Source organism: Abditibacteriota bacterium (assembly GCA_017552965.1).
Classification (GTDB): Bacteria; Armatimonadota; UBA5829; order UBA5829; family UBA5829; genus RGIG7931.
Genome location: JAFZNQ010000113.1, coordinates 1 through 19591 on the forward strand (window position 1 = coordinate 1; position 19591 = coordinate 19591).

The window sequence follows — 19591 nt, forward strand, 5'->3', positions numbered from 1 at the left end:
CCCATCACCAACAAGATAGCCCGCTACAAGGGCGAGCTCTACGCCATACCCACCTCCATGGGCCTCCTGGGCATATTCTATCACCCGGAGATATTGGAAGCTAACGGCTACAAGCCGGGCGAGGTGCCCCAGACCCTGGAGGAGCTGACGGAGCTGTCCAAGAAGCTGGCCGTCATGGACAAGAACCACAACATCAAGACCATGGGCTTTTTGCCAGGGGAGATGCCTTCGTTTCTGGCGGCCTGGGGCAACGGCCTGTGGGACTACAAGACCGGCCGCCTGACCCTGAACACCGAGGGCAACGTGAAGGCCTTTGAGTATCTGGTGAACCTGAGAGAGTATTACGGCGGCTTTGACAAGGTGGCCAAGTTCGAGGCGGGCCTGGAAAACGCCGGCGGCAACGGGGTCCTCATGCCCTTCTTTGCCCGCAAGATACTCTTTTTGCACACCGGCGCCTGGCATATAGCCCTCATCAATCAGCAGATGAAAAAATACGCCAAGGACTACAAGACCATGCCTACCCCCGCCCCGGTGGGAGGCCACAAATACTACTCCTGGCTGGGCAACTGCTTCCTGGTGATCCCCAAAGGCGCCAACAATCCCAAGGGCGCCTACGAGTTCATCAAATACTGGTCCGGCATCACAGACCCCGACGAGGGAGCCAAGGTGATGCAGCTGGGGGGCTGGCTGCCCTCCTTCCGGGCCGTGAGAGACTCGAAGATATATCAGCAGTGGCTGGACGAAAACCCCACCCAGCGGGCCTTTGTGGACATGATGGAGTCGGACAACATCATCTACTATCCGCCGGTGCCCTATCAGCTGTATATCTTTGACCGCCTCAACTACTACTATGACAAGTGCATCCGGGGCAGGATGAAGCCACGGGAGGCCCTGCAAAAGCTGGAAGAAGACGTGCAGGAAGAGATAGAACGCCGCAAGAAATTCAAGCTGGATTAGCTCCGGCACCGCCGCTCCCCGTGATCCGGGGAGCGGCTCTGAAATACACTCCGTCAAATAACGTCTCGGCCATTCAATATTATGTGGAAAACGCTTTGTCCATAGCGTTGAAGCCTTGCAGCGGCGGAAGCATTATCTGGGTTGACTCTTCGGAACTGCCTGACATTTTTTCTGAATATCAAGTGAATTCATATTATTGACATTAGAGGTGCAATGTGAATAAGAGTGTCGTTTTTGCCATAATGTTAGTTATGGCAATAGTGGTCGGCGCCTTGATAGTATATGGAAAAACCGGCAATACCGGTACATCCGTATTCGGACAGACAGCCATTCAGCCCAAAGCGTCCAAGAACATTACTGCAGCTTCGTCAGATGCCGGAGAGCAGACGAAAAAAAAAGTGAACCTCAGAAAACTCGCCAAAACCGGCATTATCAGCGACATCTACCGCAACAATACTTGTATTGCAGGAACCTCGGAGGAACTGTTTCCTATAAGCGCCGGCAGGAGTGCGGTTTTCCGCACTGTCTGCGAAACGGGACTTGACAAAAACGGGAGTGATATATCGGCGCGCAAAACTCTGTATATTATTCTGCGCGAGAAAGGTCCCGACGGCTTGAAGTATACTGATGAGGTAATAAAAACTCTTGTTAAGAACTATAAGGAGTTTACAGAAGGGGCATTCGATTTTAGTCCGAGGATCATTGATGCCGAAGCATCCGATGACGGTTCTTTTCTGAGACTGCTTTGCGGTTATGAAGGCGAAATTCTGTTATATAATTTCGACCTTGACCAAAAAAACTGGCGGGACAAAGAATCGTTATCAAGCGCTCCCTCGCGTATGCGGGATCATTGGTATCTTGCATCTGAATATAACGTTGGCCTTGTAAAGCAGGTTTATTTTCTTGCCCCGGACATAGTATTTTTATCTACCGACAACGGGATGGAATACGCCTCCAGGGTGCGATTGTTCGATGAAGAGCTGACCGAATACCACAGCATGAGTCCGACAAAGACTGTCAAGAAAAAGCATTTCGGGAATATGTTTTATCAGGGTGTGTATTGGAACAGAGTCGGCGACGAAGTTTTTCTTGAAGTCTTCTGGAAGCTTGAAAAAGGTGCTTTGCAAGACGGTACTCCTGTTTATGGCAGTTGGCGGCTGAAAGACGATCCTTTTCTTCCGGACAAGAAGCCCGTTCCCGCTCAAAAGGACTGGGAAGGCTGGCACAAGCTGGAAAGATAACAGAAACGGCAATACAGACACGCTCCCCGCAGCCGCGGGGAGCGGCCTTTTTGCGCCTTCGGAGCGCCTGCCCGGCGCGTCCGCCTTGCCCCCGCGTCATCTCGGCCCAAACTTCGGGGGCCCCGCAAAATCGAAGATTTTGTGGGGTGAGAAATCGCATTATATGTAATGCGTTAGCATTACGCGATTTGGGGTAAGAGATCTGCGGAGGGTCCGCCTGCCCGTTCCTTACTCCGGCTTTGCCGGAGCGGGCAGGTGGAAGGGGCCGCACAAGCGGGGTAAGGATAATCCCAGTCGTCGATGCCCCGGAGGACCCTGATCCTGAGCCCCCGGCGGTGGGCTTTATTCCTTGCCCGAAGTCTGTCCTTTCATTACAGGAGATTTCTTACCGCCTCTTGCAGAGGCGCCGAAATGACGTTATGATTGACTGCAGGGTCGAGGCCCGGCGCCGATGTGACGCGGGAGAGCGGCTGCGGCTCTCCGGAAACAAAGCGGTCTTTTTTTTCGTCAAAACAAGACAGAGCACCAGGCTGCGAATCAAATCGATATAACAAACAAAGAATGCGCTGGCGTAACTCTTAGAAATACAGACATGAACCACTTCAATCGCTTCAACCGGCTGATCCGAAGAATAGAGCAGATGACCGTCGTCCGCGCCGTGCGGAACGCTCTGGTCAACATGATCCCGGTGCTGACCATAGGCGCCTTTGCCCTGATCCTGCTGACCCTGCCGGTCCCTGCCTATCAGAGATTTCTCGAGACCGATGCGGGCGGCCTGTTTTTCCGCTTTCTCCGGCTGGTGTACAGCGGCACCTTCGGCGTCCTCTCCGTCTATATCACCATACTGATATCTTACGCCTACGTCAGGCTGCGGGCTGACAAGCACGGCAGCGTGGTAGGCGCCATACTGGCCGCCGTCATATGCTTTGCCATCCTGGCCGGGGCGTATCTGCCTGACTTCAGCATAGATTATCTGGGACCCAAGTCCATGTTTCTGGCGCTCCTGACCGGCCTGGGGGCCTCGTCCCTGTGCCACTGGCTGTATCGGAAGCTGCGGCGTGACAGCCCCCGGGTCCTCACGGTGGGCGCGGACCTGGAGTTTACCAGGGCGCTCTCCACGCTGGCGCCCATTGCTATCACGGTGGTGGTGTTCGCGACGCTGAACGGCCTTATCATCCGCCTGGCCCACGTGGACTCCTTCCTCCACGGACTCAATTCTCTCTTCAACTGGGCCTTCTCCTTCGGAGAGGTGGGCTTTTTCAAGGGCTTGTGCATGGTGCTGCTGTCCTCTCTGCTCTGGTTTTTCGGCATCCACGGCAGCGACACCCTGGAGGGCGTCATGCAGACCTACTTTACCCCGGGACTGGCGGCCAACCAGGCCGCCGTGGCAGCGGGAGGAGAGCCGCAGGTCATCCTGACCAAGGGCTTCTTTGACCTCTTTGTCCTGATGGGCGGCTGCGGCGCCACCATATGCCTGCTCATCGCCATCACCCTGTTTTCCCGGAGCCGCGCGAGAAAAAGGCTGGGCCTCTACGCAGCCCTGCCCATGATATTCAACATCAACGAGATGATGGTCTTCGGTCTGCCCATCATTCTCAATCCCGTGATGTTTGTGCCCTTTATCACGGTGCCCCTGGTGTGCTTTACCGCCACCTATGTGGCCATATACTGCGGCTTTGTCCCCATGATCACCTCGGAGGTGGAGTGGACGACCCCGGTGCTGCTGGGCGGCTACTACGCCACCGGCAGCATAGCCGGCAGCCTGCTGCAGCTATTCAACATCCTGCTGGGCGTGCTGATCTATCTGCCCTTTGTCAAGATCCTCGACCACCAGTCCGAGGCGCGCCTGAGGCACGAATACGACTCCTTTGTGAGATTTTTCAAGGCCAACGAGCAGACCCTGACCTCGGTCCGGCTGACGGACATGAACAACGTCTATGGCGACCTGGCCAAGGAGCTCTGCGCGGAAATGCAGGGCAGCATCGGCAGCAGCATCGTCATGGGCTACCAGCCTCAGTACAACTATGAGGGCAAGTGCGTCGGCGCGGAGTCGCTGCTGCGGTGGCAGCATCCCGTGCTGGGAGTGCTCTATCCGCCGCTGGTGATCCGGCTGGCGGAGGAAGGCGGCTTTCTCCCCGAGCTGGAAGAGGCGGTCCTGTCCCGCATACTGGAGGAACACCCGGCAGCCCTCAAACGCTTTGGCGAGGACGCCAAGATATCCTTCAACATCACGGGCAAGACCGTCGTCGAGCCCCGGTTTTTGCAGTATTGCGCCCAGATGGACGAAAAATACGGCTTCAGGGGCAAGAACCTCTGCCTGGAGGTCACGGAGCAGGCGGCCCTCTCCTTCGGAGAACACACGGTCAGGGCCCTGCGCACCCTGCACGGCATGGGTCTGATGCTGGCAGTGGACGACTTTTCCATGGGCCAGACCTCCATCCACTATCTGAAGGACAACCTTTTCGACCTCATCAAGCTGGACGGCTCTCTGGTCAGGGGGCTCTACACCCACCAGAACAACCGGGAGATCATCTCCTCCATTGTCCGGCTGGCCACTACCCTGGGCCTGGCGGTCCTGGCGGAATTCGTGGAGACCGAGGACCAGCGGGATACCCTGCACGGCTTGGGCTGCGACCTGTATCAGGGATATCTGTATTCTCCGGCCGTGTTTTTGGAGGACGACCGCCCGTAAGCCCTGCGGCGAAACAGCAAACTTTGTGTCGGACAAGGTTTGCTTTTTTTATGCCGGGCGGGGCCTTGTTGACAAAGCCCGCCGCCTTGTGCTTTAATAAAATTATAATATGCCGTTTTTCGGCAGGACGATAATGACATAGCGCCGCGGCTTTCTCCGCGGCAATAAAAAAGAGAGGCAGGAATATGGACCGGAAACATATGGATACGAAACAGAAAGTGATCATTGCGGCAGCCGTCGTGCTGGTATTTGCCTTGGGCGCCGGAGCCGGCGCCTGGCTGACCTCCCGCCGTTCGGCGCCCACCGGTATGGCCGGGGCCATGGGCGGCTACGGTATGGGCGGCGGCATGGGTTCCGGCGGTGGAATGCCCTCCGGCGGCTTTGGAGGCGGTATGTCCGGCGGTTCCGGCGCGCCCAGAATGGGCAGCGGCGCAGGCGGCTTCGGGGGAGGTATGCCCCGGGGCGGCTCAGGCGGCGGCTTTGGCGGGGGTATGCCCGGCGGTTCCGGCGCTCCCCGTATGGGCGGCGGCATGGGTTCCGGCGGTGGAATGCCCTCCGGCGGCTTTGGAGGCGGTATGTCCGGCGGTTCCGGCGCTCCCCGTATGGGCGGCGGCATGGGTTCCGGCGGTGGAATGCCTTCCGGCGGCTTTGCCATGGGGCCCGGCATGGGCTTTGGCGGTCCCGGCGGCGGGGCAGACCGGCCTTCGTCAGGCAAGAAGAATACTCCCGGAGCAAAGGGCTCCGGCGGAAATAAAGGGGCTGCGCCTTCCGGCGCCGCAGGCAAGTCTTCGGGCGGTCCCGGGGGCAGTATGCCTGCGGGCGGTTTTGGCGGCGGTATGCCCGGCGGTTTTGCCATGGGGCCCGAGGGCTCCGGCTTTGGCGGCTTTGGCATGATGCCCGGCATGGGCTTTGGCGGTCCCGGCGGCTCGGCCATGACGCCTCCCTTGCCTCCCGCTCTGGCCAAGAGCGCTGCCAAACAGGGCGGCAAGCCTGCAGCGGCAGCCGGGGCGAAGAAGGCTCCCAAGGCGGCCAATACTGCTTTTGTGACCCTCAAATGCAAGGACGGAGAGGATATCACCGAAGCCCTGACGGAAGCCCTCGGAAAGCACCGCAGCGTGCTGATACCCAAGGGGACCTACCGGGTGTCTTCGCCGGTGGATATCCCGGCAAACACCCGCCTCAAGGGGGAGGGCGCCGTGCTGAACGTGTCTGTCAGGGGCGGCGGCTCCACGGCCCACGTGTTTTTGGTGTCGGGGGACAAGGCCCAAAAGGACAAGCCCGCCAAGCGCTGCGAAAACGTGACCATATCCGGCCTCACCTTTGTGTCGGAGCGGCCCGAGTATCTGTATGCCGTGTGCGGCATGTCGGTGAAAAACCTCACCCTCTCCGGTCTGGAGACCCGGGGCATGGGCCTGGCGGTCATCAGCGCCATCAACACGGTCAACGCCTGGGACGGCACTCCGGACCCCAACAAGACCGGAGGCATCAAGGGCAAAGAGGACCTGAGCCAAAACGTGACCATCACCAATTGCTTTGCCGACTGCAAGGACAACCGTGACGGCGCTGTCACCGGGATCCTCATCCAATACACCGATACCTTCAACCTGCAGAACTGCCACGTGGCCAACTGCTATCAGGGCATCCAGTTCTGGGGCGGCGACAGCGACTACAGCCGGGGCGGCAAGCCCGAAAACTACGGCGCCCTCTCCAACGGCAGGATCATCGGCTGCCGGGCCCGGAACGTGGCCGGCGGCGGCATATGGGGCAGCTTTGGCGAGAACGTGGTCATCAGGGACTGCCAGGTGTCCGACTGCGGCGACGTGGGCATCGATTTTGAGGGCTCCCGCAACTGCCGGGCCGAAAACTGCAAGGTGTACGACTGCGTCAACGGCAACTACGCCACCTTCCAGTACTGCACCGGCAGGATAGAGTTCAAAAATTGCCTGTCCGTGCTCACCGGCAAGGCCGGGACCCCGGGGGATCACCACTATATGAACAGCAACGCCACCCAGATGGCGGGCGCCCAGGAGATCGTCTTCGAGGGCTGCACCTTCGAGAGCAAGACCATGGGCAAGGTGAATGCCTTCAGCGCCATGAAGCGCTTCGTGTTCCGCAACAATACCTGCCGGAACACCTGCCTCACCACGGTGGGCAACAACATCTACAACGTGGAGGTGGAGAACAACCGCTTTGAGTGGACCTCCTCCGAAAAGCCCGGGGTCATACTGCTGGCAGAGACCAGAGGCCCCCAGGAGACCTCCCTGAAGGTCACGGGCAACAAGGTCAACGGCAAAGACGCCGATACGGGGATACAGGTCTCCTGCGATTCCCCGGGGGCCCGGGCAAAGGCCTTCATCGAGAACAATACGGTGGCAGGCTGCGAGACCCCCATCAGGGTCCGGTCCGTCGCCGGCATTGACGTGACCGGCGACTACAAGGGGAAACCCGAGAAGTACTGAGCCGGGAGAAACAGTGAAGAAAGAGTGACGAGCGGCGGGCTTGTGCCCGCCGCTCTCTTGTCATATCCCCGGCCCAGTCAATGTCCGGTTTGTACCCCGTTGTTACTTGGCGCATCACGACATCCAGGCCCAAACGGCAATGGGATACAGCAGAAGCGGTATCTTGGGTTAATGACAGCTGTATAGGCCTTACAAATACTCAAACAATAAAATAATCTCAACAAGGTTGACATACTTAACGGAATGTGGTACAATTAAATTAACCGCAAAAGGTTTCGGAGGATGGTATGATAAACAGCATAGGAGTCTTTTTGAGAAAACTGCGAATAGACCGAAGGGAACTGCTTCGTGATATGGCAAATAAACTGAATGTCTCGTCTGCATTTCTTTCGGCAGTCGAAAACGGCAAAAAGAAGTTTCCGGATTCATGGGTTGAGAAACTGAGAATAATATACTCTCTGGACGATATGCAGCTGTCGGAATTGCGAAATGCTATTCTGGAATCAGGTGATATTGTTGAATTGAGCATTCGGAACAAGACCAGGGATTGCGTAAACTTGGCAGTTACCCTTGCCCGAAGGTTTGATTCTCTTGACGATGAAACCTCAAAAAAGATTGTAGAGCTTCTTGATAGAAGAAAGGAGGATTAGATATTGCAGGAATATACTGTCGAGGCTAAATCGAGAACAGACTTGCGTTTACTTGCGAAGCGTCTTCGTTGTGCGCTCTCAATAGAAGACAAACTGTGGGTCCCAATCGTGGAACTGCTGGATGTACTGTCAGAACTATTTGATAATTTCAGTTATGAAATAGTTCCCGACAACGCTCTTCCTCCTGAAACACATGCAGAGACAGACATATTGACCGGTCATATAACTATCAAAGAAAGTGTTTATGAACGGGCTTGCAAAGGGGCGGGTCAGGACAGGATGACTGTTGCTCATGAAATCGGTCATTTCTTTACTATATGCTGCTGCGGTTTTAAGATGCAGCGCATTTTCACTAATCGGAAGGTTAAGGCATATAATGATCCTGAGTGGCAGGCAAAGTGCTTTGCCGGAGAGTTTTTGATCGACCATGACTTAACCAGAGATCTGTCTCCTTTCGAGATAGTTGACGAATGCGGCGTAACACTGAATGCGGCTTGGTATCAATCAAGAATCAGAGGAAAAAGGGGGTGGTAAAATGATTGTAGATAGCTAAAAAAGCATTGAACTGATTTACATATCATTCAGTTCAATGCTTGACTCCGAATATCTCTATCCGTAGTCCGGTAAGCCATGAATAGAGATATCTCGAGAGACCTCAGGCAGAATGTTCTTATTCTGTACGATGAGTCCGCAGTAATATTACAACTCTATATTTTTCGTCAGAGTTGTATATGGAGATTATCTGTTTATGAAAAAGTCAATATTAGACGATGGCTTTCAAGCCTATTTGACCGAAGGCGCATTTTTAGTAGGCGATCCCGGTATACCGATGCTCATGGATCTTGGCAATGCCCGGATTCCCAAAGACTGGTATCTTTTGGCAAAGCAAAGACTTCCGGTAATAAGAGGGCATACATTCATTTTTATATGTATGACAAGTGTTTTTCCGGAGTTCTTTACGCTACGCGGAGATACCTTGATGTGCTAAAGCTGTATGACGGAGTAATTACTCCGGATTGCTCTATGCTGATAGGCCAGTCCTCTTGCTTGCAGCAAACCAACACCTATATGAACAGGGCAGTTGGATTCTTCTTGCAGAAGAATGGAATTCCGGTTATCCCCAATATCAGATGGAGCGATGAGTCGAGCTTTGAATATTGTTTTCTTGGCGTGCCTGAGGGAAGTATTATCGCCGTCAGCACTCATGGCTGCATCAAAACAAAAGATGAACGGCGAATGTTCAAAACCGGAATGGAGGCAGCATTAGACACTATACATCCAACATCAGTCCTTGTCCATGGTTATATGCCGGATGACATTTTCGGCAGTTTTATAGACAGTGTCCCTCACTATCGGTATCCAAGTGATTTTGAACAAACGCATATAAGGGAGAAGGCTTAGAATGGGAACTGGCTATAAAGGAAATTCAAGGTATTACCGAAGTGTCGGGCAAAACATACTGGCGGCATCATCAAAGTACGAATATAATGACGGGTGGTTCGGCAAAAGAGGGAAATCAGGTAATGAAAGAATAAGAAATATAGAAACTGACGACAACCTTGCTGCTGCAAAAGATTTTTATGATACTATCGCATATGGTGGCATAGAAGAAATCATTGACAGCAATATGAGTATCACAAAAATGGCTGATGGAACAATTATTACATTTCGTGCTGTTTCGCATTCGGACGGAACTCCGGCGGTGGATATCAATATCAAGCCAAGCACTCACACTGGCGGATAAAAAGGACAAAAGATGCATTTTGTAAAGGGTTCAAAAAAATGAAAGCTATAGATATTCGATTTTCAGCGAAGGAAATGGGGTTGATAAAGCGGATGATAGGGAAGAAAATGGTTGTTTATAAACATGACCCATTGGAGTTCTCGACATCAGTTTACGGATTGGTCGGCTTGCTGATCGAAGACGAATCATTTGCTTTTACCAACTTTGTCGAAAAAATGGATTATTATGGAGAAAATGAAGATGTTGCAGTCTTCAGAATAAAGGCAATTCCGTTTGATGAGATCAAATCGAAAATCCAGAGTCAACAGATGATTGAAATGCCGGTAAATGATATTATCGCAGAGATCGATGTTGTCAACGAGCATCAGAAGCTGTATAGATACAGCGTTCAAACCTACGATGTTATGTTGACAAGAGGCATTATTTTCAGGATGAAAGACGGAAATGAACTATCGTTCGAAAAAAATATTTGGTTCTCGGAAAATATCTCTGTGGAAAAGGGATACGACTTGATTAAACGATTCTCACCGACAGACGAGTTTTCCGAAGGCTGGAGCGGAGAATACAAAGGTGTATGTTCCCGTGAAATAATAAAGATCTTATAAAAGAGCGGCGGGCGCAGGCCCGCCGCAGGTTTTTCTCTGCCCCGCGATATGGCCCCTTCCACCTGCCGCCTCCGGCTCAGCCGGAGTAAGGAACGCGGCAAGCGGACCCTCCACACCACCCCGCGAATACTTTTATTCGTGTGGACCCCGGTAGATCCCTGCCCCAAAACGGCCTAAAGATTCATTGCCGTCTTGGGCAGGGATGACGCGGGGTCGAGGCGCGGCGCCGGGGTGTTTGCGGGGGAGACAGGGTTAATTCCGTCTGAATCTGTATTTGCCTTTTCCATGGCCCGCCACAGGCTCGATGATGCCCGAAGTCTTTAGCTTTTTCAGGAGTTCCGACGCTCCGGACGCTTTGATACCAAGTATTTCCATCACGTTAGAACGGCCGAAGACCGTTTGTCCGGGAAACGCCCGGCGCAGGCTGCGGATATGGCATGCGGTTTTGGCGGGGAAGAGCCGGTCAATGTCCGGTTTTATCCCGTCAACGTCCGGTTTCTCGGCTCCAATGTCCGGTTTTCCCCCGTCAATGTCCGGTTTGAAGGCTCCGCTGATATGCAGGACCCTGTTGTGGAGCGGGTTCTTCTCGCCGAGCAGCAGGTTTCGCAGAAATATCTCCAGATACCCGGTGGTTTCGCGGATGCCGTTTTTCAGGTCGTTGTAGTTTGCCCGGACAAGGGAATTGCGGAAATACCATGCGTTTTCGGCAAAGACGTCATTTGTCACGTCAAAGCCCAGAGCTCGCAGATACCTGATGAAAAACACTGCCGTGGTCCTGGTGTTGCCCTCTCCGAACACGTGGATCTGCCACAGTCTGGATATGAATACAGCGAGGTGATGGATGATCTCACCCATGGAGAGGTTTTGGTATGAGAACTTTTTTTCTTCGGACAAGTCATATTCCAGAGTTGCTCTCAGTTCCGTGGCGCTGCCGTACAGGACGGTGGCGCCGTTCAGCACCCATTCCTTTTTCGTGATATTATATCCGCGAATAATTCCCGCGTGGGAATAGACGCCCGTAAACAGCCGGCGGTGGATGGAGAGATATTCGTTGGGTGAAAAGCTGAAAGACCTTTCGGACAAAATTGCGGCGATCCTGGCGGAGACTATGTCGGCCTCCTCCGTGCGTTTCTCACGGTCCCGGACCGGTTTTTGGGCGTAATAGGTCTGCAGAAGAGCGTTTGCCTCTTCAAAGGAGATCTCGCCTTCTATGTTCCGGACGGCGGTCCGCGCCAGATATTCGGAGGTCTTCAGGCCGTCAACAGCCTGCAGGCCGATGGCCGTATGCCAGGCGTACCCTTTATCCCGTTTGTCCGGTTCGGATTCCCTTATGTATTCTTTGAAAGGATCTTTGGTCACTCGCTTTTGCCTCTGCGCCGGCGCTACACCCCGTAAAACTCCTTGTACCACTCGGCGAAACGCCGCAGGCCTTCCCGCAGGGTGGTGGAGGGCTTGAAGCCAAAGTCCCTCTGCAGGTCGTCCACGTCGGCAAAGGTGACGGGCACGTCGCCTGCCTGCATGGGCACCAGCTTTTTGTGGGCTTCGAAGTCAAAGTCCTCGGGGAGCACCCGGGCTCTCACCAGCTCTTCGGAGAGTATCTGCACGAAGTCCAGCAGGTTCTCGGGGCTGTTGTTGCCTATGTTGTAGACTCTGTAGGGGGGCACGGGCAGTCCGTCCTCGCCGGTCTGTTTTTCCGGCGCCGACTCCATGACCCGCACGACTCCCTCCACTATGTCGTCCACGTAGGTAAAGTCCCGCTTGCAGTTGCCGTAGTTGAATATCTCGATGGTCTTGCCGGCTATGAGCTTGTTGGTAAAGCCAAAGTAGGCCATATCCGGCCGGCCGGCGGGGCCGTACACCGTGAAGAACCTGAGTCCGGTGGAAGGGATCTCGTAGAGCTTGGAATAGGCGTGGGCCATGAGCTCGTTGGCCTTTTTGGTGGCGGCGTAGAGGGACACCGGGTTGTCCACCTTGTCCCCGGTGGAGTAGGGTATCTTCTTGTTGGTGCCGTACACCGAGGAGGACGAAGCGTACACCAGGTGCTCCGGCTCGTATTTGCGGCAGGCTTCCAGTATGTTGAAAAAGCCCGTCAGGTTGCTTGCTATATATGCGTCCGGGTTGGTGATGGAGTATCTCACTCCCGCCTGGGCCGCCAGATTGACCACCACGTCGGGCCGGACGCCGTCGAAGAGCTGCATCACGGCTTCCTTGTCTGCCAGGTCGCCCTTGACGAACTGCCAGCCGGCGCCGGGCAGGCTGTCTGCCAGGCGGCCTATCTCCTGCAGCCTGTATTCCTTGAGGGATACGTCATAATAGTCGTTGAGGTTGTCGTAGCCGGTGACCCGGATACGGTCGTATTTTTTCAGGAGCGTCATCACCAGATAGGAGCCGATAAAGCCGGCGGCTCCGGTGACCAATACGCTCTTGCCTGCGAGGTCCACGTTTTTTGGCAGCATAAGTGTCTCCTAATCCCTGAAATACAGGTCTCTCGTATATACCTTGTCCATGACGTCGGCCAGCTTGTCGCTGTAGCGGTTGGCTATGATGACGTCGGACTTTTGTTTGAATTCGTCCAGGTCTCTGATGACCTTGCTGTTGAAGAAGCTGTCCTCCTTCATGGTGGGCTCGTAGATGATGACCTCGATGCCCTTGGCCTTGACCCGCTTCATGACCCCCTGGATGGAAGACTGGCGGAAGTTGTCCGAGCCGGCCTTCATGGTGAGCCGATACACGCCCACGGTCCGGGGGTTTTTGGCTATGAGCTGGTCGGCTATGAAGTCCTTGCGGGTGCTGTTGGCGGCCACTATGGCGGAGATGATGTTCTGGGGCACGTCGTCATAGTTGGCCAGCAGCTGCTTGGTGTCCTTGGGCAGGCAGTAGCCGCCGTAGCCAAAGGAGGGGTTGTTGTAGTGGGTGCCTATGCGGGGGTCCAGCCCCACGCCTTCGATGATGGACCTGGAGTCCAGGCCTCTGATGGCGGCGTAGGTGTCCAGCTCGTTGAAAAAGGACACTCTGAGGGCCAGATAGGTGTTGGCAAAGAGCTTCACGGCCTCCGCCTCGGTGGGATTCATGAAGCGCACCTCTATATTTTCCTTCAGGGCGCCTTCTTGCAGCAGGCCGGCAAAGGCCTCCGCCGCCTTCCTCAGGCGGGCGTTGCGGACGGGCACGCCCACGATGATGCGGGAGGGATACAGATTGTCGTAGAGAGCCCTGCCCTCGCGCAGAAACTCGGGGCTGAAGAGTATGTTGTCGCAGCAAAACTCTTCCCGGGCCTTTTCCGTAAAGCCTACCGGGACCGTGGACTTGATGATCATCACGGCGTCGGGGTTGGCCTCTATCACCTGCTCTATCACCGATTCCACCGACGAGGTGTCAAAATAGTTTTTCTTTTCGTCGTAGTTGGTGGGGGTGGATATGATCACCAGGTCCGCCTCCTTGTAGGCGGCGCTGCCGTCGGTGGTGGCAGTCAGATCCAGCTCCTTGCCTGCCAGATATTCTTCTATCTCCGGGTCGGAGATAGGGGACTTGCGGGCGTTGATGAGCCGGGCCTTTTCCTCTATGATATCCACCGCGGTCACGGTGTTGTGCTGTGCCAGCAGGACCGCCATCGACAGTCCCACGTAGCCTGTGCCGGCTATGGCTATTTTCATGATAGTACTCCTAAATGGTTATTCCCTTGTATTCCTTTTGCGCCTGTTCGTAGCTGGCCAGGTTGCCTATGTCGTAGCGGCGGCCCGGCATTTCCATGGCGTGAACGGCAGTCCTGGCGCACAGCCAGACCACAAAGCTGCCCGGGGCGTCGGTGCCGCAGCCTGCCTCTATGCCCTCCGCCACCAGCTGCAGCTCTCTTTTGGGAAAATAGTAAAAGGGAGGGCAGCACCAGTGGCTTTTGGGCTCTGCGGGCTTTTCTTCCATGCTCAGTATAAGGTCGCCCTTGCCCACCTCGGCCACGCCGCATTTTTTCAGCTTGTCGCCGTCCGGCTCAAAATACCGCATGACGCAGGCGGTATCCCGCCTGCGGGCGTAGTCCACAAAGCGGGTGAGGGAAAAGTCCAGCAGGTTGTCGCCGGCTATCACCACCACGTCGTCGTCGATGCCCAGGGCGTCTATGGCAAAGCGTATGTCCTTCACGGCTCCCAGCCTGTCCTCGTTGGACACGGTGCCGTCGTCCAGCACCGTCACGGGCAGAGGGATGCCGGCGGCCCATTTTTCAAAGTGCGCCGCGAATCTGTGGTTGGATATGACCGCGTATTCGTCTATGAGGCCGCAGGTCTCCAGGTCTTCGGTGAGCCAGCCGAGAATGGGCTTGCCCGCCACCTCCAGCAGAGGCTTGGGGAAGTCTTTGGTGAGAGGATACAGCCGGGTGGCGTAGCCGGCCGCCAGGATAAGGCATTTCATAGGGCTTCTCCCGCGCCGATGCCGTCTGCCGTGGAGCAGATGCAGGCGGAATATTTGCCCTGCAGGGCGGGAAAGGAGGCCAGATATTCCCGCTCCACCCGGGCGAGAATGCTGTCCCTGAAGGCGGGGTCTATAAGGGCCATGCAGCAGCCCTTGAAGCCGGCGCCGGAAAACCGTCCGCCGTAGATGCCCTCGGTGCCGGTCATGATCTCATAGAGCCGGATGAGCTCGGGGGAGCCGGTCTCCCAGTTGTATATGGAGCTGCGGCCGCTCTCAAAGGAGAGGCGCCCGAAGGCCTCGATGTCGCCTCTGCGCCAGGCCTCCGCGCCCGCTTCCACCCGGGCAAACTCGCCGAACCAGTGCTCGGCACGCTTGCGCCAGTTGTCCGGCAGCCTGTCCTTGTATTCCCGGAATATCTCCGGCGGCACGTCTCTCAGGTTGGTCTCGCCAAACTTGCCGTAGTCCATGCCGGCAAAGGCCAGCAGGGCGTAGGCGGCGCTGCGGGCTTCATCTACCCGCATGTTGAACTTGCTGCCCGCCAGAGACCGCTCCAGCCCCGAGAAGAAGATGGCTATCTCAAAGGGCTTCATGTCGGGGGACCTGGGGATGGTCTCCAGAGAGCCGTCCTTCATGTCCATGTAGAGCAGCATGTCCTTGCGGCAGTACACCTCACAGCTCTGGTCCAGCTTGCCTACCGATACACCCACGTACAGGGTCTCGGCCTCCAGAGCCACCTGGATCAGCTCGTCCTCGGGCAGGGTGACACCGTTGACCCGGCAGAGAGCTGTGAGAAAGGTGAGTATCACGGCGGCGGAGGAGCTGAGGCCGCCTATGGGCAGCTGCCCCTCGATGACGCCCGCCAGACCCACGTTCAGAGGATGCCGCCGCGCCAGGGCAATGGCGGCGCCCCGCAGGTAGTCGGCCCAGTCATTTTGCTTTTGGGGCGGAGTCTCCGCTATGTGCCACTGAGCCCGCTTGTCAAACTGCAGGCTCTGCACCTCTATGACCCCGTTGTGCTTGGGGTCATAATACATGCGGATGCCCTTGTCTATGGCAAAGCCCGTGATCTTGCCCAGATTGTGATCCGAATGAGCGCCCAGAGGGCAGATACGATAGGGGGTAAAGGCCACATACTGGGGATCCCGGTGATATAGGCCCTGAAAGGTGTGCAACGCGTCCATACAAGTCTCGCTTTTTTGGGTTCTGATTTCAATTTTATTTTACTATAAGAGCCCGAAAAAGTCAAAAACCGCCGCCGGCCACCAGGGCCCGCCCCTCTCTCCGCCGGGAAGAAAGACGCCCCCCATCATTGAGAGCGCAAGACCTCGGCCTTCCGCCGCATCCCCCACACACAAAAAAAGAGCCGGTCGCGGACCGGCTCCATGTCGTTTGGCTAATCTCTGCGGAAGAGGTCTCTGGTATAGACCTTGTCTTCCACCGATTCAAGGCACTTGTCAAAGCGGTTAGCCAGGATGACGTCGCTCTGAGCCTTGAATTTGTCCAGATCGTTCACCACCTGCGAATTGAAGAACAGGCTGCCGTCCTCCAGGGTGGGCTCGTAGATGATGATGGGGATGCCCTTGGCCTTGATGCGCTTCATGACCCCCTGTATGGCGGATGCCCGGAAGTTGTCGCTGTTGGACTTCATGGTCAGCCGGTAGACCCCCACGCAGGCGGGCTTTTTGGCGATGATGCTGTCGGCGATGAAGTCCTTGCGGGTGGTGTTGGACTTGACCACGGCCTCGATCATGTTCTGGGGCACGTCCTTGTAGTTGGCCAGCAGCTGCTTGGTGTCCTTGGGCAGGCAGTAGCCGCCGTAGCCAAAGGAAGGGTTGTTGTAGTGCCCGCCGATGCGGGGATCCATGCACACGCCCTTGATGATCTTTTCGGAGTCCAGCCCCTTGGTCTGGGCGTAGGTGTCCAGCTCGTTGAAATAGGCTACCCGGACGGCCAGATAGGTGTTGGCAAAGAGCTTGATGGCTTCCGCCTCGGTGAGGGGAGCGATGAGGGTCTGGATGTGCTCGTCCTCGCCGCCGGCTCTCAGCCGCTCGGTCTCGGCGCCCTCCAGGAGCAGGTCGGCAAACATCTGGGCCTCCTGCTGCTGCTCTTCGGGCGCGCCCACCACTATGCGGCTGGGATGCAGGTTGTCGTAGAGAGCCTTGGACTCCCGCAGAAATTCGGGGCTGAAGATGATGTTGTCGGCGTTGTACTTTTTGCGCGCGCTCTCGGTGTAGCCCACGGGAATGGTGGACTTGATGACCATCAGAGTCCCCGGGTTGTACTTGAGAGAGCACTCGATGGCGTCCTCCACCGCGGAGGTGTCAAAAAACTGTCCCACGTCATCGTAGTTGGTGGGGGTGGCGATGACTATCAGGTCGGCAGAGGAATAGGCGGCCTCCTTGTCCACGGTGGTGAACAGGTCCAGCTTGCGCTTGCCTTCTCTCGTTTCCTTGAAAAACCGTTCTATCTCGTCGTCCTGTATGGGGCTGATGAACCGGTTGAGCTTGTCCGCCTTGGCAGGGGTGGTGGTGATGGCCGTCACCTGATGGTTCTGGGCCAGCAATACGGCCAGGGAAAGGCCTACGTAGCCTACTCCCGCAACAGTGATTTTCATTGTCTCGTCCTTTTTTCCTTGTAGTGATGATGTTTTTTGGTCTTCTGTTCTGTCTGTCCCGGATGGACGGGAGGCGCGCATACTATGCTCTTTTCAATATATCCTTCAACGGCCGCCCTTTCCGGCAGGCCGTCCTGCCTGCGCCGGCATCACGGGAACATCGTTACGCGCTTTTGCCGGCGGGACAACCCGAAGAGCCTGTTCAGGAGCCGCAGGAACAGCGCGTTGTCGCAGGCAGCTGCGATACAGGCCCGCTTCACAGCCTTGGGATACTGCCTGCTGCTCAGTATTTTGCGCCTGCGCTCGCCGGCAAAGCGCTTCATCTCCTCCAGCGCCGGCTTTGCGGACTGTCTTTCCTCCCGGGTGAAGCCCCCCAGGCTCACCCACATGGCAAATATGGCGGTGAAACAGTCGCTTTCCAATAGGCGGAGGCATTCTTCGTCGGAGATGAGCTCCGACAGCTCTTCGTATTTGTCGCGAACGACCCTCCAGCAGTCTGTCCGCCACCTGGCGTTATGATTGCGGCTGATGCTGCTCTGCCGCATACGGTAGTGGATCAGCGCGTCGGGGAGCAGCGCGACCCTTTGGGCCATATGGATGAGCCGGCAGGTGACGAGGTCGTCTTCTTTCATAATGTCCTCGGGATATCTCACCCCCTCAAACAGCTCCGCTTTGTACAGCTTGTTCCAGGCAAGGCCGTTGAGAACGTCCCTGTTTTTCAGGTAGAGCCGGAGCTTTTCGTTGCCTGTGAGCGTGGCCTTGGCGGATGCAGGATGCGCAGGCTGTCTGCCCTCAGGCGTCTCGACGTAATAATCGCAAGCGACTATGTCCGCTCCGCATTCCTCCGCCGCATCCCGGAGCCTTTGCAGGGCGTCGGGCTCCAGCCAGTCGTCGCTGTCCAGAAAAGCCACGTATTTCGTAAGGGGATCCATGTTGCAGAGACCCTGGTTTCGGGCTGCAGCCAGACCCCCGTTGGGAGTGTGGAACACGGTAAAACGGGGACAGGCCGCGGCGTATTCGTCACACACGGCGCCGGAATCGTCCGTGGAGCCGTCGTCAACTATGATGACCCGCAGGTTGTCACAGGTCTGGGCCGCCGCGCTGTCCAGGCACTGCCGCAGATACCGTTCCACGTTATAGACCGGTATTATCAGGGTGATGAGAGGACTTTTGTCTGCGCTCGCGCCGGAGCCGTTCTTGCCGCGGCTGTCTGTATCGTCAATACGTATCAGTTCTTTGTCTGCTTCCATAGTTCGTATTGATCATTTTCAAGTATGTCGGCAATCCTTTTGCAGGCGTGCCCGTCCCCGTAGGGGTTGGAGGCCTGCGCCATTTTGTTATACTCCTCTTTGTCTGTGAGCAGAGAGGAAAAAGTGTTGTATATTACGTTTTCGTCGGTGCCGACCAGCTTCAGGGTGCCGGCGGCTATGCCCTCGGGCCGCTCGGTGGTGTCCCTCATGACCAGCACCGGCTTGCCCAGGGAAGGGGCCTCTTCCTGGATGCCTCCCGAGTCCGTGAGGATCATGTAGCTGCGGGCCATCAGGTTGTGGCAGTCTATCACGTCCACCGGCTCGGTGATGTGTATGCGGTCACAGCCTCCCAGCTCCTCGTCCGCGGCCTTGCGGACCAGGGGGTTCATGTGTATGGGGTAGAGGGCCTTCACGTCCGGGTGCTCCTCCATGACCCTGCGTATGGCCCGGAACATGCTGTGCATGGGAGCCCCAAGATTCTCCCGCCTGTGGGCCGTGATGAAGATGAGCCGGCTGCCCTCCGCCCAGCTCAGCTCCGGGTGGGAGTAGTCCTGCCGCACCGTGGTCTGCAGGGCGTCTATGGCAGTGTTGCCCGTGACATATACGCTGCCCGGCTTTTTGCCCTCCCGGATAAGATTGTCCCGGGAGGTCTCCGTGGGGGCAAAGTTCCAGGCGGATATGATGCTCACCGCCTGCCTGTTGAACTCCTCCGGATAGGGGCTGTATATGTCGTAGGTGCGGAGCCCCGCCTCCACGTGGCCCACGGGTATCTGCATATAGTAGCAGCAGAGAGCCGTCACAAAGGTGGTGGAGGTGTCGCCGTGGACCAGCACCGCGTCGGGCTTCACCTGCTCCAGCACGCTCCTTATGCTGCCGAGAATACCCGCCGTGATGTCAAACAGGGTCTGGTTTTGCTTCATGATGGAGAGGTCGTAGTCCGGCTGCACCCCAAAGGCGTCAAGCACCTGGTCCAGCATCTGC

17 protein-coding genes are annotated in these 19591 nt (G+C 56.3%); 9 read left to right on the forward strand and 8 right to left on the reverse strand.

Going from position 1 to position 19591, the window contains the following annotated elements; all coding sequences use genetic code 11:
• From IK083_09165 to IK083_09205, 9 genes are all read left to right on the forward strand, one after another.
• On the forward strand, positions 1-957 hold a 957-nt coding region (locus tag IK083_09165), incomplete at its 5' end, for an extracellular solute-binding protein (GenBank protein ID MBR4749720.1).
• 215 nt (positions 958-1172) lie between these two features.
• Complete coding sequence (locus IK083_09170; protein MBR4749721.1) at positions 1173-2198, forward strand: hypothetical protein; 1026 nt, start codon at positions 1173-1175, stop codon at positions 2196-2198.
• Positions 2199-2790: 592 nt separating this feature from the next.
• Positions 2791-4890, forward strand: a complete 2100-nt coding sequence (locus IK083_09175; GenBank protein ID MBR4749722.1) for a PTS sugar transporter subunit IIC/EAL domain-containing protein — start codon at positions 2791-2793, stop codon at positions 4888-4890.
• 200 nt (positions 4891-5090) lie between these two features.
• On the forward strand, positions 5091-7349 hold the full coding sequence (locus IK083_09180) for a right-handed parallel beta-helix repeat-containing protein (GenBank protein ID MBR4749723.1): 2259 nt from the start codon (positions 5091-5093) through the stop codon (positions 7347-7349).
• Between the two features lie 287 nt (positions 7350-7636).
• Positions 7637-7999 carry a helix-turn-helix transcriptional regulator gene (locus IK083_09185; GenBank protein ID MBR4749724.1) on the forward strand — a complete coding sequence of 121 codons (363 nt, stop codon included), beginning with the start codon at positions 7637-7639 and terminating at the stop codon, positions 7997-7999.
• A 108-nt stretch (positions 8000-8107) separates the two neighbouring features.
• Positions 8108-8533 (forward strand): peptidase, encoded by a 426-nt coding sequence (locus tag IK083_09190; protein MBR4749725.1) that lies wholly within the window; start codon positions 8108-8110, stop codon positions 8531-8533.
• A 96-nt stretch (positions 8534-8629) separates the two neighbouring features.
• Positions 8630-9400: a DUF4417 domain-containing protein gene (locus IK083_09195; GenBank protein MBR4749726.1), complete on the forward strand. Its 771-nt coding sequence runs from the start codon at positions 8630-8632 to the stop codon at positions 9398-9400.
• Position 9401: 1 nt separating this feature from the next.
• Complete coding sequence (locus IK083_09200) at positions 9402-9743, forward strand: hypothetical protein (protein ID MBR4749727.1); 342 nt, start codon at positions 9402-9404, stop codon at positions 9741-9743.
• 38 nt (positions 9744-9781) lie between these two features.
• Positions 9782-10348 (forward strand): hypothetical protein, encoded by a 567-nt coding sequence (locus tag IK083_09205; protein ID MBR4749728.1) that lies wholly within the window; start codon positions 9782-9784, stop codon positions 10346-10348.
• 252 nt (positions 10349-10600) lie between these two features.
• Here IK083_09205 and IK083_09210 read toward each other — a convergent pair whose 3' ends face one another.
• The 8 genes from IK083_09210 to wecB form a co-directional block, all read right to left on the reverse strand.
• Positions 10601-11707 (reverse strand): Fic family protein, encoded by a 1107-nt coding sequence (locus tag IK083_09210; protein ID MBR4749729.1) that lies wholly within the window; start codon positions 11705-11707, stop codon positions 10601-10603.
• A gap of 23 nt (positions 11708-11730) precedes the next feature.
• Positions 11731-12804: an NAD-dependent epimerase/dehydratase family protein gene (locus IK083_09215; GenBank protein MBR4749730.1), complete on the reverse strand. Its 1074-nt coding sequence runs from the start codon at positions 12802-12804 to the stop codon at positions 11731-11733.
• 9 nt (positions 12805-12813) lie between these two features.
• A complete protein-coding gene (locus IK083_09220; GenBank protein MBR4749731.1) occupies positions 12814-13998 on the reverse strand; it encodes a nucleotide sugar dehydrogenase in 1185 nt (394 codons plus the stop codon).
• A 10-nt stretch (positions 13999-14008) separates the two neighbouring features.
• Positions 14009-14746 (reverse strand): nucleotidyltransferase family protein, encoded by a 738-nt coding sequence (locus IK083_09225; GenBank protein ID MBR4749732.1) that lies wholly within the window; start codon positions 14744-14746, stop codon positions 14009-14011.
• The gene (locus IK083_09230; protein MBR4749733.1) at positions 14743-15927 is read right to left on the reverse strand and encodes a GHMP kinase; all 1185 of its coding nucleotides are present in this window, start codon (positions 15925-15927) and stop codon (positions 14743-14745) included. Before IK083_09230 ends, IK083_09225 begins: the two co-directional genes overlap by 4 nt.
• Before the next feature lie 212 nt (positions 15928-16139).
• A complete protein-coding gene (locus IK083_09235) occupies positions 16140-17360 on the reverse strand; it encodes a nucleotide sugar dehydrogenase (GenBank protein MBR4749734.1) in 1221 nt (406 codons plus the stop codon).
• A 149-nt stretch (positions 17361-17509) separates the two neighbouring features.
• The gene (locus IK083_09240; protein MBR4749735.1) at positions 17510-18610 is read right to left on the reverse strand and encodes a glycosyltransferase; all 1101 of its coding nucleotides are present in this window, start codon (positions 18608-18610) and stop codon (positions 17510-17512) included.
• A partial coding sequence (gene wecB / locus IK083_09245) for a UDP-N-acetylglucosamine 2-epimerase (non-hydrolyzing) (GenBank protein ID MBR4749736.1) occupies positions 18589-19591 on the reverse strand: 1003 nt, incomplete at its 5' end. The genes wecB and IK083_09240, both read right to left, overlap by 22 nt.